The sequence below is a fragment of the Microcoleus sp. AT9b-C3 genome (assembly GCF_036705485.1).
GTDB lineage: Bacteria > Cyanobacteriota > Cyanobacteriia > Cyanobacteriales > Microcoleaceae > Microcoleus.
The window spans coordinates 45,825-59,483 of the sequence record NZ_JAUBUR010000029.1; the positions used below are offsets into that span (position 1 = coordinate 45,825).

Sequence of the window (13,659 nt, forward strand, 5' to 3'; positions counted from 1 at the left end):
GGTGCGCAATGCGCACCCTACTTTAACTTCTAGTAAGGTGCGCAGTTAGTTGAATTTGTAGCACCCTACTTTAGTAAGGTGCGCGTTAGTTGAATTTGTCAGGTGCGCAATGCGCACCCTACTTTAGTAAGGTGCGCGTTAGTTGAATTTGTCAGGTGCGCAATGCGCACCCTACTTTAACTTCTAGTAAGGTGCGCAGTTAGTTGAATTTGTAGCACCCTACTTTAGTAAAGTGCGCGTTAGTTGAATGTGTAAGGTGCGCAATGCGCACCCTACTTTAGTAAGGTGCGCAGTTAGTTGAATTTGTAGCACCCTACTTTAGTAAGGTGCGCAGTTAGTTGAATTTGTCAGGTGCGCAATGCGCACCCTACTTTAACTTCTAGTAAGGTGCGCAGTTAGTTGAATTTGTCAGGTGCGCAATGCGCACCCTACTTTGACTTGTAAAGCGCGCATTAGTTGAATTTGTAATTTGTAGTAAGGTGCGCATTGCGCACCCTACTTGTCTACTTTTCTGGCCGCTGAATGATTGTTTCAACTACCCGTCGCTTGACTTTTGGATCGATACCAATCAGCCGCACGTATTCGCCGCCGTGTTCCGCCAAACAAGTTTCTAAAGATGCAACCACATCTTTTTCCTGTGCAGTTTGAATCGTCGCGCAACTTTGCCAAGAACCAGTCTTAAATCGGCGATTATCTGCATATTCCATGCCTATTTTGCAGCCTCTTGCTAATAACTGTTTTACTTGTTCCAATACCTCAGAACTCAGCCGCGCCGCATGACCGTTACCACCTTCAGAACTTGGCTCAACGTAAGCCTTATAATATTTGGATGATGGGTCGTTTAATTGACTTTGCGTTGGCACAGCAGCAGGAACATTGGCGGTTCCTTGAACGTTAAACAGCCGCGATTGGTTGTATTCATCTACTAAGCGCATTTCCTGAATCCGCTTTTGTTGACCCACCATCAAACTGCCCATTTCTAATAAGTGAGCGAGGCTGAAATTGGGGTTCTGGAAATCTGGCGCTGCTTCCAAAGTGTTTACCAAACGCTTGGAAACTCGCTCGATTCCTACTTTGTGAATGAATTCGCGGATTTGTTCGTCATAAATGCGCGATCGCAAAGCACTAAAAAAGTCGATCGACTGATCGGCAAAATTATCCACTAACCCCACAATATCGCTTTTTGACAATTTGTCAGACTCAAAAATTCCCCCAACAATGCCAATTTTATCATCGCGGCTGGGTTCCCAATAAAACTTTTCCATCCGCCCGTCGCGAATCAGCGGCGCGTACAGCGTAGAAAAATCATTTCCGGTGACAATAATCGGCACTCGGTGCAGCGGCGTGCTGTCATAACTTCCCGGTAACTGCACATTAGTTGGATTGTCAGCAATATTCATCAGAGTGGCATTCACCATCTGAGTATTGACAGTATATTGAGTAGTAGTATCGAACCTGCCAGCACCGGCATCCAAATCATTAATAAAGATGGCGCACATCTCGCCGCGCACCCGAATTTGCTCCGCAGCTTCCCGGTAGCGCAAGCGAATTAAACGCGCCGGATCTCCTGCATCCGGGCTTTCTAATTCGCCGCCAGATATCATCACCGGTTCAAAGCCCATCCGCCGAAAAACCAGTTCGGTTTGAAAAGTTTTGCCTTCTCCTTTGCGGCCGTGAATTCCCAAAATTAGGGGTACTCTTACCCCGGGCAAATTTAAAAAGTTCTTAGTGACGTGCACCGCAACTTTATCGAGAAAGTTAGGAGAAATGTAATAACTCATCAGTAGATTTGTGAGGGATTAATTGAGATTACTGTTATGATTTTATGACAAAACTAACAGCCTGCACCGCTAACCTGGATTTTTACCGTACAATCGAGGTCTGTATATTATGTGTTAAGGAGCGATTCGTGAGTCCAGAAACCTTACTAAAAGAACCAAGCGTGCAAGCCGAAGCCAGTCCCTTCAGTTCTGAGAGCTTCGACAGCTATGTAATGACGACTTACGGGCGTTTTGCGATCGCCCTAGAACGGGGCCTCGGCTGCCGCGTTTGGGATACCGAGGGCCGCGAATATCTCGATTTTGTGGCGGGTATTGCTACCTGCACTCTGGGACACGCGCACCCGGCAATGATTGCAGCGGTAACTCAGCAAATTCAGACCCTGCACCACGTTTCTAACCTTTATTACATCCCCGTACAGGGCGAGTTGGCGAAGTGGCTTGTAGACCATTCTTGCGCTGACAGAGCCTTCTTTTGCAACTCCGGCGCAGAAGCTAATGAAGCGGCAATTAAACTCGCCCGCAAGTACGCCCACGAAAAATTAAATATCTCGAATCCGACAATCATTACCGCCGTTGCGAGTTTTCACGGGCGGACTTTGGCGACAATTACGGCAACGGGACAGCCTAAATATCAGAAGGGTTTTAGCCCTTTGGTTGCCGGATTTCACTACGTGCCTTACAACGATATTAGTGCGATCGAAAGTGCGATCGAGCAACTCGACAAAGACGAACGCCAAGTAGCAGCAATTATGCTGGAAGCGCTGCAAGGCGAAGGCGGAGTTCGCCCCGGAGATATCGCCTACTTCCAGCGCATTCGGGAAATTTGCGACGAAAAAGGCATTTTGCTGATTCTCGACGAAGTGCAAGTCGGGATGGGACGCAGCGGCAAATACTGGGGCTACGAAAACCTTGGCATTGAACCCGATATCTTTACATCTGCCAAAGGATTGGGCGGCGGTATCCCGATCGGCGCTATGCTGTGCAAATCTTCCTGCGATGTATTTGAACCGGGAAGTCACGCCAGCACTTTCGGCGGCAATCCTTTTGCTTGCGCTGTAGCTTTGTGCGTTTGCCAAACTTTGGAACGGGAAAACCTTCTGGAAAACGTGCAGCAGCGCGGGGAACAGTTGAAAGCAGGGCTCAACAAGTTGGCGGCGGCATATCCGCATTTAATTGCCGAAGTGCGCGGCTGGGGTTTGATTGTCGGGATGGAATTGCAAGCTGACATCGAACTTACATCGGCGGATATCGTCAAATCTGCCATCGCCGCAGGAGTTTTGTTGGTTCCTGCAGGGCCGAAAGTGCTGAGGTTTGTCCCGCCGCTGATTGTCACCGCCGCTGAAGTCGATCGAGCTCTGCAGGCAGTGGAGTCAGCCTTGCCTTCTCAAGCGGTACAGTAAAATCTACTGAGTTGCTTTTTGTTAGCTGTAGCGCCGAAGTTCGCGCCATATCCTAGATAACTCACTTAGTCCAGGACACACTCTTCCTCAGAAACCGGGTTTCTTTCGAGATTTCTCGTTACTAAACCCAATAGTTTCCCAGAAACCCGGTTTCTTAGCCTAAGTCCGATCGGGGTAAAAGTAAACCCGTCCCGCTGCAAGTCTGTCGGGGCGGGTTTGTCAATTTTAGAACTGTCTGTGAAACCTGCCCCCACAGGGTGACGGCGCTTTTAACCGGGATTTTACTCAAGAGCAACGCGCAAAATTATACTATTAGCGATTGTAGGTGCTAGTTTCGCTATCTGCGTGTCTGTTGGGACTTGTGAATCCTGGTTTAACTGTTTCGCGCCCTTCCAACTCAACTGAGTACCGTTATAGTGGGAAGGGCTGGTGACGGCGATTGCATCCTCAAGTAATTTTGGCGATCGCTTTCAAGAGAGAAAATATGTAATCCTCGTCACAAAATTTTTTTGTAATGCTTTGATAATCAACTGTATATTGTGAGAGAATAGAAGAATCAAGGAGGTGATGTTGATTGCTACACAAGGCTATCCAAGTTCGTTTGTATCCTACCCAAAATCAACAAATACAAGTAGCTTCAACTTTTGGGGGTGCGCGTTGGTGGTCTAATTATGCTCTAAATAAATCAATTGAAGTTTATCAAAAAACTGGTAAAGGACGTGTTTACTCCAGCCTCAATACACTTTTACCTCCTCTCAAAAAATCCCAGGGGAGTGTAGGGTTAGGTCAGTATTTCAGCCAATTTTGGCAAGCTACTACGCTCAACTTAACGACGGCATACAAAAAATTTTTTGAGGAAGTTGCTGGCTTTTATAAGTTCCCATGTCAAACTAAAAAACTGTTATTTCAGCCAAAAAACGTCAAATTTGTGTGTCATGTAATTTTAGATAATAGGATAAGAACTAAAACAAAAATAAAGAGAGATAGATTAGATGAAGGTAAAATTCAAATTTCAATTATTAGTAAAAAATATTCAGGGAAAAATCTGGCATCTATACAGACTGAAATCAAGAAGGCTGAGAACCAGACAACAAAAAAAGGTAGGATGGCTGGCGATTTAGTATTGAAATACTTTGCTATTGTCCCCGATGATAAAAAAGTATCTAAATATGACAATGCCAAGCATTTTGCCAAGCACCAGAAGAACTTGAAGCGCAAGCAGCCAAAGTTTACAGGCCAGCAGAAAAGAAGTAATTCTGAAGACAAATATAAAAAAGCTGTTGCCCAGGTAGGCGAAGGGTTGAGGAATGGGTGGCAAGATTTTCTACATAAACTTAGTTATAAGTTGGTCAGCGATCGCCTCGCGGTCATACTAGAAAACTTTCATTTCTGGAACAGGATTCGCAATCAAAATTTGGCGAAAGCAAGATCGGATGAGGTTTTGGGAAGTTTTACCAACTTCTTAGTCTACAAGTGGGAACGCAAAGGCGGGAACTTAGTCGAGATTGATAGAGGGGTTTCCAGTTCTAAACTCTGTTCTAATTGTTTCCATCAAATGACCGAGATGCCATTAGATATGAGGGAAGGGACTTGTCCTCACTGTGCTACCCGCGATCGGGAGGGGAACGCAGCGATAAAGATAAAAGCAGAAGGTATCAAAATACTAAAGGCGGAAGGTTCAGCCGTTTCGGCTTTAGGAGGCGAGGTAAGACCAAAGGTTGGACGAAAGTCTCAGCTAAGGCACTCGCCTATGAGTACAGAAGCCCCTACTATATTCGTACTACGATTTAGGGGTGGGTAGTTCACTTGGTTGCACGGAAGCAGCGCTCCTATGGTTAATAGTTTGGCGGAATGCACGATGGACGAACAGCGTCGCAAAACTGATGTTAATATGCTCCAAGCGCTGCTGGAAAATCCTGGCGACTCAGGAATAGATTTGATTTTGAGGACGAACCCAAAGTCGATCGACTTTGGGTTCGTGCAAACGCTTTATTTGGAAGAAGTGGCACTGACGCGAGAAAGCTTGCTGAAAGCTGCAAAATTTTTCCAAAGGGCGATCGCACCCTTAGAATCTGCAAAAGGGAATTATAAATTGCCCGCAACCGGGGCAGCCTATCTGGCTTTTTTAGCAGAAGTATTGCAGGCAGTCGCGCGCAGCGCTGATTCGCAGCACCTGTACTCGCTGCTGAGAAACAATTTAGACAAACTCGACCAGAATTTCGCACAACTGCTGCGTCACTGGGCCACTTTGGTGCTCCCTGCTGCCAAAGAATCGGAGACTAGGCGCATTGCAGCGTTAATCGGCAATCTGAGCAACAAAATTGGGCGGTTTCCCCTAGGCAGCAAGGCTCATAACTTGGAAATCGAAATTGCCGGTTACGAAACAGTTGCTAAGGTGTTTACCCGCAAAGACTTTCCCCAAGAATGGGCGGTGATGCAAAACAATCTGGGCAACGCTTACAGCGATCGTCCCAAAGGTGATAAGGCTCAAAATATCGAACAGGCCATCGCTTGCTTTGAAAATGCCCTACAAGTACGCACGCCCGAACAGTACCCGGAACAGTGGGCGACGCTGCAAAACAATCTAGGCAACGCTTACAGCGAGCGTCTCAGGGGAGATCCCGCAGACAATCTAGAACAGGCGATCGCCTGCTATCAAAACGCGCTGCGAGTTCGCACCCGCGAAACTTTCGGGGAAGAGTGGGCGAGCACTCAAAACAATCTCGGCCGTGCTTACAGCCGCCGGCTGCGGGGCGACAAAGCCCAAAATCTGGAACTGGCAGTCGCTTGCTACCAGAATGCTTTGCAAGTCTACAACCGCAAGGTGTTTCCCCGGCGTTGGGCTACAACTCAAAATAATTTGGCAAATGCTTACTGCGAGTTGCCGCGGGGCAACCGAGCTGAAAATCTCGAATACGCGGTTACGTGCTATCAGAGAGCTTTGCAGGTGCGGACTCGGGAAGCTTTTCCGCAGCAGTGGGCGACTACTCAAAGGAATTTGGGCCGGGTGTTTGTCGATCGCATCAAAGGCGATCCGGTGGAAAATTTGGAAATGGCGATCGCCTGCTATCAAAATGCTTTACAAGTCTACACCCGCATCAAGTTTCCCGAAGCCTGGGCTTCGATCCAAACTTACCTCGGTAGGATCTACAGTCGGCGGGTGAAAGGGGAAAAAGCCGAAAATATGGAAATGGCGATCGTCTGCTATCAAAATGCTTTGCTGTTTTGCAACCGCCAAAAATCTCCCGAACGCTGGGCAATGCTGTGTGCCTACCTCGGCCGCGCTTTCTGCGAACACGTCAAAGGGGAAAAAAACCGCAACCTCAAAAGCGCGATCGCCTGCTATCAAAATGCGGCCGAAGTCTACACCAGGCAAGCCTATCCCAACCGCTGGGCAATGCTGCAAATTTATCTCGGCAGGGCTTATTCGCAACTGACGGAGGCGGAAGATTTGTCGCACATGGAAAGTGCGATCAGTTGCTATCACAGCGCCTGTCAAGTCTACACTCGCGAAACCTATCCCCACCGCTGGGCTGAAATTTTATTTTATTTGGGTCAAGCTTACCGAGTTCGAGGCGACTTGCTTCGCGCCTACGGGGTTTTTACTGCGGCTGTCGATACTGTGGAATTCTTGCGTTGCGAAGTTGGGGTTGATACAGTCGATTTTGGCGATTCCCTACGGGATAGCTACGCTTCACGGACGAGTACCGAAAAACTCAAATTAACCCGCACTTGGGCGGGACTCTATAAATGCCTGGTGCAAGTTTGCTTGGAACTCGGCGCTAGGCAACCTGAATATTACGCTAAGGCTCTGGAATACGCCGAACGCCACAAGAATCGGAATTTGGTAGAACTGCTGGTTAAATGCCATTTGACTCCGAAAGCCGAAATTCCTGCAGCGGTGCGAAGCGAGTTGGAGTCGCTGCGACTGGAAATAGCGGGGGAACAGCGGCACCAAGAACAGGAAGAACCTGAGCCGAACACGAGCTTGATTTCTGAGGGCGATAGCCAAGGTTTGAACAGCGGTTCTCTACTGCCGAACTCGGACTTCATGCACTTAAATCAATTGTGGAAGCAGTTTGATAGGTTGATTGCGCGGGAGGTGCAGGCAAACGATCCTTTTTTCAGCCTAGCTCACAAAGTTGAACCGATCGCTTTCGAGCAAATTCGCCAATTGTTGCCTGATGACAATTGCGCTGCTGTGGTGTGGGCGAGTTTGGGGGAATTGTTGGTTGCTTTTGTGGTGGTAAAGAGTGCACAATATCCCGCCGTTCACCTGTGTTCGCCGGAAAATGCTTTGGCTGCCGAAAGTTGGGGCCAGGAGTACCTCACCGCTTATTCTGAACAAAAAGGTCGCTGGATCAATCATCTCCCGACTCGCCTCAAACGCTTGGCTGCGATGCTGGAAATCGATCGAGTGGTGGCGCTGATTCCCGATAATTGCGATCGGCTGATTTTTGTGCCGCACCGATTTTTGCACGCTTTGCCACTCCACGCTTTGCCTTTGGCGGGGAGAGACGGGTTTGAGGACGGTGGGGGAATTTTTAGGTCTGGGTGGAGCGATCGCAGCGGTTTTGATGTGGAAACCTACAGCCTTTCGGATTTTTCTCAAGGTTCGGCTTTTGGCGACGTTGCAGCGCCTGCTGGTTATTTGAGCGATCGATTTGCCGGAGGAATTCGCTATGCTCCTAGCTGTCAGCTATTGCTGTTGAGACAAAGTGCACACGGAGTGGCTATTGGTCGGTACGGACCCGGTTTGCAGCACCTTTTGGCAATTCCAACTTTCACCAGAGATGCGTTCTACAGCAACATTGAAATCGGCAAGATTTCCCAGTATTTTGCCAATACACAAGTTGTGCGCCATAAGCCGGCAATTAAAGAGGCTTTTTCCCAAGAAATGTCTGCTAATAATGGGAATTTGCCCCAGCAAATAGGGCAGTTGCAGCCGAAAAAATGCGCTCATTTTGCTTGTTTGAGTTTGCTGAATTTGGCTTGGCCTCTGAAATCGGCAGTGTTTTTGAGGAATGATTCTCTGAGTTTGGAGGAAATTTTTAATCTGGATTTTCGGCAATATTTTTTAGTTACTTTATCGGGTTGCGAAATTGCCGCTGGCGGAGTTAGCGGTGCTGGAGGGGATTTTGTGGGTTTGTCGGCGGGTTTGTTGTATGCTGGCACCTCTAGTGTGGTTAGCAGTCTTTGGAAGGTGAACGATGTTTCTACGCTGCTGCTGACGAGCAAGTTTTATGAAAATCTGGGACGGTTTTCTCGGTTGCAGGTGGGAGATGTGGCGATCGCGCTGGGGGACGCTCAAAGGTGGCTGCGGGATTTGACTGGCGAGGAATTGGAGGTGCTGCTGGCGGATTTTCAACCTCAAATTTCGCAAATGTTCGATCGGCTTTCTCAAAGTTCTCGCCTGATTGCGGAGGCTTCTTTGCAGCAAATTCGCAACCGCAAACCCTATCCTTTTGCTAATCCTTATTATTGGGCGGCTTTTACTGCGGCTGGGGTTTAGTTAATTGTTATTAGTCAACAGTCAACAGTCAACAGTCAACAGTCCTTAGTCATTTAAAAACCCGAAACTGACAACTTATTTAAAATTGTCAGTTTCGGGTACAAATTCAACAAATTACAGCAAAAGTTTAGGATTTTTTGCCGAAAATTTGTTCTTTCAAGGCTTGAATTTCTTGACCTAATTGTTGCCGATTGGACGATCGCAGCAAATAGCGGTAGACAAACCACACGGTGTATCCGATACCAATTAGCTCAAATGTGGGTGCTAGCAGGGGGATGTCGTTGAGTTCGTCTATTACGCCCAAAAGCACTTTCAAAGAGACAATCGAGGCTAAAATTACACCGATAACAGTCAGGGGACTTTTGTACTGTTCGTAAAAGCTGCCGATGTAAGCGGGAAACTCAGACAAAATTGCGAGAATTTGTTCTTTGATCTGCTGGGTCTGACTTGGTGTTTCGTCGGTAATTATGACTTTTGTGGTATCGCTGGAACTGTCTGCTTCACTTCCGGCAGGAATTTCGGTAATGATAACGGTTGTTTCTGGTTCGTTTGATGAAGTCATTTCTCCACTCGCAATAGTTTTTTGCTGGTTGGCTGCAGGTATTTCAACTGCTGCTGCGACTGTTTCAAGAGCCGGTATTTCGACTGCTGCAACCTCCCCGTCGGTTGGTTCAAGAGCCGACACTTCGCCTGTTTCTGAAGTCGGTATTTCGACTGCTGTAACTTCCACTGCTGGTTCGACAGTCGGCGTTTCGACTGTTTCGAGCGCAAGTTTTTCGGCTTCTGAAACCTCTGCTGCTGATGGTTCAACAACTGGGGTTTCGATTGTTTCAAGAGTCGGTGTTTCGACTTTTGAAGCCTCCACTGCTGACTGTTCTGTAGCAGAACTTTCGGCGACTGTTTCTGCGTGTGGTTGTTCTGGGGTAGGAGTTTCGTCCGCGACACCAACAGCAGGCCCATTCAAGTTGCTAATGGCATCAAGCAAACGGGTTTTAGCCGTTCCTCGCTGGTGAAGGATTACCCAAGATTCTATCAGGTCGGGGCCGTGCATTGCACCTGTCAGAGCAGCTCTGAGCGATCGCATAATTAGCCCTTTGTTAAGATTTTTCTCTTTACTGAGCTTTTTAGTGATTTTCTGAGCTTCGGCTGATGTCAGGGATGAATGACTTTCCATAGCTTCTACAACTGCTTGTAAAGCCTGTGCCGCCCCTTTTTGCTGCAACTGTGCGAGTGCTTCTTCTTCGTATTCCACCGTGGTGGAGAAGAATACCTTACACATATCCACAGCATCGGTTAAGCGAACGAGACTCGGGCCGATTAAAGCAGCTATTTGTTCGAGCCAGGGCCGGTCTGCCTGCAAGTCAAACTCATAACCGCCTTTCTGCCACCAATAAGGTATCAGCAAATCTGTCAATTGCGGCACTGGCATTTTGTGCAGGTATTGACTGTTTAGCCAATTGAGTTTATCCCAATCAAATTTTGCACCAGCTTTGTTGACTCGATAGAATGTAAATAATTCTGCTGCTTCCGACAGTGTAAATATTTCCTGCGTTGAATCCGGCGGAGTCCAACCGAGCAAAGTCATGTAATTAACTAAAGCTTCGGGCAGGTAGCCCATATCTTTGAAGTCAGAAATCGAGGTTACGCCGTCGCGTTTAGAAAGTTTTTGCCCTTGCGAGTTTAAAATCAGTGGCGTGTGGCCAAATTCTGGGATTGTCGCGCCCAAAGCTTCGTAGAGCAATATTTGTTTCGGAGTATTGCCGATGTGATCTTCCCCGCGGATGACGTGGGTGATGCCCATGTCGATGTCATCGACAACTACTGCGAGGTTGTAGAGGGGTTGGCCGATGACGCCGCCGCTGGATGCACGGGCAATTACCATATCGCCGCCGAGGTCGCTACCTTTCCAGGTTACGGTGTCGCGTACCATGTCGTTCCAAGAGATGGTGCGATCGTCGTCGATGATAAACCGAATCACAGCTTGTCGCCCTTCGCCTTCAAAAGCTGCGCGCTCTTTGCTTGTCAAGTTGCGGTGCCGGTTGTCGTAGCGGGGGGCTTGTTTGTTGGCTTTTTGTGCTTCCCGCATTTCGTCGAGTTCTTCCGACGTGGTGTAGCAGCGGTAGGCGAGTCCCTTGTCTAGAAGGGTTTGGACTGCTCGGCGGTATATTTCCAGACGCTGTGACTGAAAACTCGGGCCTTCGTCCCACTCCATACCCAGCCAGGTGAGTCCTTCGAGGATGTTATCGGTGTATTCGCTTTTAGAACGTTCTACGTCTGTGTCTTCTACCCGCAGGATGAATTTTCCGCCTTGGTTGCGGGCAAACAGCCAGTTAAATACGGCGGTTCTGGCGGTACCGATGTGTAGGTTTCCGGTGGGACTGGGGGCTAGACGGACTCTGACATTCATGTAGATTTTTGCTTTTAGATTGGGGGCGATTTGCTGGTTGGGGGAATAGCTGATGTTTAAGACTTTAGATTTTATTATATTTTGTTGCCGAATTAACAGTTGTGCTTGGCAGGTGCTTTGCCTCGATTTGTTTGATATTCGACTATCGGGCGATCGGGCTACAGTCTCCGGCAACGCAGCAGAGGGCATCTTGATGATATTAGCTTGCGGGTGGCCAAGACTGGATTCACCTTTGGGACTATTTTTCACACCACAAATAACTGCTTTAGGAGTACCCAAGGCCCATCTGATAACTCTTGATGCTTGTAAAATGTTTGTGTGCGATCGACGACATTAAAATATATTTCCCTATGTCTGCTGCTAAAACTGAGTTTTCCGAATCTGTTGCGCCCTCACCCGACTCTGTTGCGCCTGCTTGGCAGATTGAGTTGCTGTACGACGGTGAATGTCCTCTGTGCGTGCGGGAAGTTAATTTCTTGAAAAAACAGGACGCGGGGCGAGGTTTAGTGTCGTTTGTGGATATCGCGGATGATGGCTACAACCCGGAGGCCCACGGCGGAATCGACTACGAAACGGCGATGGGGCGGATTCACGCCATATTACCCGACGGTACGACGGTTAAAAATGTGGAGGTTTTTCGCCGCACCTACGAGATTTTAGGGATGGGATGGATTTATGCTGTGACTAAGTTACCAGTGATCGGGGCGATCGCCAACTGGCTGTACGGAATTTGGGCAGACTGGCGGCTGAAGCTGACGGGAAGGCCGGATTTAGCAACAATTATGAGCGATCGAAGTCAGCGGATCGAGTGCGAAAGTCAGGGCCGCTGCCAACCCAACTCAAAATGAGTCATATTTAATAAGTTCGATCGGCTTATCAGAAGATGTGTGCAGAAACAGACTGCTACTAACATTAAAGATGGACTACTATTAAAGGTTAAAAAAAATGCAAGATGCAGGCTATACAGTCTTCATGGGCTTCGGTGGTCTCTGGATACTTATGGGAATTGCCGCTGTGATTTTCCTGTTCAAATCCGACGGTCAAAAACTTAGGTTTGGCAAATGGGGATTGCTAGTTGCTATTCCGATTCTCGTCCCCATCGTCCTGGTTTTGACATATCAAATCGCCAGGCCCTTTATTTCCTCGCACCTTTGAGGGCTGCTGGGAGTCGATCTTTAAATTTAATTATAGGCAAATACTTTGCAGAACTTGTGAGGAGATTTCTAGGAAAGGGCAATGAATATTAGGAGTCGTTGATGGGGGTGGAGTGGGTGCCACAACTTCGCGCTGGACTAGGCAGAAACTAGATACCATCCAAAAATTTGCTAACAAGCACTTTCCATTCAGGCAGATCGCGTATGTCAGTCAATGCTAAATCCCTCAACACATCTTTAGCTTGTTTATGGTAGCTTGTAAATTTTGAACGTAGAAGCTCTTCCTGCTCAAGCTTAGCATCACTAGAAAGGATCGAATTAACGGTTGCCAATAGTGCAAGAGTGATAACAACTGCGACCCCAGCCGCCGCCACATCAAAAATACCTGTAGGTGGAAGAAATGATTTAACAAACAAAAAGAGGCTGGAACCCGCTGTTTCAGCTAAAAATGTTGGCAGGATAGCGAGCGCAGCTTGAGAAGACAAAACTTTGCCAGTGTATAAGTAATACAAAGACCCTATGGCAACTGCCTGTGTTGCGGTAATAAATGCTGCGCTGCCCGGAATAAATGCTTGACCTGCCACTGCTATCAAAGCTACCGCAATTATTTTGACTGCATAAGACTGCTTTTCAGCCATGTGTCTTGCTAGCAGCAGGTCTTTTCCCTTTTTTTCGAGAAATTCCTCAATGTCACTGCGTAGCGGAAAAACTCCTCTAATATCCATGTTGGGATTACGGCTTTTAGGATCGTAACCCTTCGTACAAGTTGGATAAATCTTGTCTACCTTTAAATCGTTTTTCCACTGATTGACTACATCGTCTACAACCGTTGGATCGAGATCATCCCACTCATCAATTTTGTTAAGAACGACAAAAAATGAATCACAATGCTGCCTCAAGTCATCTAGGCTTTTCTTTTGTGAAGCATCTGATGAACCAGTTACTACAAATATGCCAACATCAATATGCCTCAAAAAATTCTTGGTGACTTCACTATTCTCTGCACGCACATCGTCAAGACCTGGTGAGTCAATTAAATAAACCTTTTCATCAAGTTTTAGAATTGTTAAATCTTTAGTAACGCCCGAAACTGCTCCTACCCTGGCAATTTCTAAAGCTTTTCTTCGGCTCAGTTTCAACAAAGCATTAATGAGTGAACTTTTACCCGAACTTACCTTGCCGATAATCGCAATGTTGAGGGATTGGGATAAATCAGGTGCTTGTTCAACAAATTTCGCTTGTACCCGGTCAAAAAAGCTCTTTTCGTCTAACCCGTCGAAGGCTGAGTCACGCATTTTCCCTCTTCCTCTAATATGGTTTACGCAAATAATTGCTATAAAGGGGTTTTGGTAAGCATTCTCCTAATCAACCCGTTATGTAGCTAAAATTTAGATAATTCATATAC

8 protein-coding genes and 1 pseudogene are annotated in these 13,659 nt (G+C 47.3%); 5 read left to right on the plus strand and 4 right to left on the minus strand.

Going from position 1 to position 13,659, the window contains the following annotated elements:
- Positions 1–503: 503 nt before the first annotated feature.
- Positions 504–1,781 (minus strand): ribulose bisphosphate carboxylase small subunit, encoded by a 1,278-nt coding sequence (locus QUB77_RS23090; RefSeq protein ID WP_333177693.1) that lies wholly within the window; start codon positions 1,779–1,781, stop codon positions 504–506.
- A 128-nt stretch (positions 1,782–1,909) separates the two neighbouring features.
- On the opposite strand from QUB77_RS23090, the gene QUB77_RS23095 reads away from it, so the two are divergent.
- The 3 genes from QUB77_RS23095 to QUB77_RS23105 all read left to right on the plus strand — a co-directional run bounded on the left by QUB77_RS23095 (position 1,910) and on the right by QUB77_RS23105 (position 8,693).
- Entirely contained in the window at positions 1,910–3,181 is a 1,272-nt protein-coding gene (locus QUB77_RS23095) for an aspartate aminotransferase family protein (protein WP_333177690.1), read from the plus strand.
- A 574-nt stretch (positions 3,182–3,755) separates the two neighbouring features.
- Positions 3,756–4,982: a transposase gene (locus tag QUB77_RS23100; protein ID WP_333177687.1), complete on the plus strand. Its 1,227-nt coding sequence runs from the start codon at positions 3,756–3,758 to the stop codon at positions 4,980–4,982.
- A gap of 30 nt (positions 4,983–5,012) precedes the next feature.
- On the plus strand, positions 5,013–8,693 hold the full coding sequence (locus QUB77_RS23105; RefSeq protein WP_333177684.1) for a CHAT domain-containing tetratricopeptide repeat protein: 3,681 nt from the start codon (positions 5,013–5,015) through the stop codon (positions 8,691–8,693).
- Positions 8,694–8,820: 127 nt separating this feature from the next.
- On the opposite strand, the gene QUB77_RS23110 is transcribed toward QUB77_RS23105, so the two are convergent.
- Both QUB77_RS23110 and gltX read right to left on the minus strand, forming a co-directional pair.
- Positions 8,821–9,255, minus strand: coding sequence for a CAAD domain-containing protein (locus QUB77_RS23110; RefSeq protein ID WP_333177808.1), 435 nt, complete (start codon positions 9,253–9,255; stop codon positions 8,821–8,823).
- A gap of 402 nt (positions 9,256–9,657) precedes the next feature.
- Positions 9,658–11,100: pseudogene (gene gltX / locus QUB77_RS23115) on the minus strand (glutamate--tRNA ligase); the annotation flags it as partial.
- 299 nt (positions 11,101–11,399) lie between these two features.
- Between gltX and QUB77_RS23120 the strand changes: the two are divergent.
- Positions 11,400–11,948, plus strand: coding sequence for a DUF393 domain-containing protein (locus QUB77_RS23120; RefSeq protein WP_333323543.1), 549 nt, complete (start codon positions 11,400–11,402; stop codon positions 11,946–11,948).
- Between the two features lie 97 nt (positions 11,949–12,045).
- Positions 12,046–12,255 carry a hypothetical protein gene (locus QUB77_RS23125; protein ID WP_006632034.1) on the plus strand — a complete coding sequence of 70 codons (210 nt, stop codon included), beginning with the start codon at positions 12,046–12,048 and terminating at the stop codon, positions 12,253–12,255.
- Between the two features lie 148 nt (positions 12,256–12,403).
- On the opposite strand, the gene QUB77_RS23130 is transcribed toward QUB77_RS23125, so the two are convergent.
- On the minus strand, positions 12,404–13,549 hold the full coding sequence (locus tag QUB77_RS23130) for a GTPase (RefSeq protein WP_333323544.1): 1,146 nt from the start codon (positions 13,547–13,549) through the stop codon (positions 12,404–12,406).
- Between the last annotated feature and the right edge of the window lie 110 nt (positions 13,550–13,659).

What these genes read in the sequence shown, in the direction of transcription:
- QUB77_RS23105 (WP_333177684.1), top strand. Translation starts at nt 5,013, where the DNA reads ATGGTTAATAGTTTGGCGGAATGCACGATGGACGAACAGCGTCGCAAA.
- QUB77_RS23110 (WP_333177808.1), bottom strand. Translation starts at nt 9,255, where the DNA reads ATGACTTCATCAAACGAACCAGAAACAACCGTTATCATTACCGAAATT.
- QUB77_RS23125 (WP_006632034.1), top strand. Translation starts at nt 12,046, where the DNA reads ATGCAAGATGCAGGCTATACAGTCTTCATGGGCTTCGGTGGTCTCTGG.
- QUB77_RS23130 (WP_333323544.1), bottom strand. Translation starts at nt 13,549, where the DNA reads ATGCGTGACTCAGCCTTCGACGGGTTAGACGAAAAGAGCTTTTTTGAC.
- QUB77_RS23120 (WP_333323543.1), top strand. Translation starts at nt 11,400, where the DNA reads ATGCTTGTAAAATGTTTGTGTGCGATCGACGACATTAAAATATATTTC.
- QUB77_RS23090 (WP_333177693.1), bottom strand. Translation starts at nt 1,781, where the DNA reads ATGAGTTATTACATTTCTCCTAACTTTCTCGATAAAGTTGCGGTGCAC.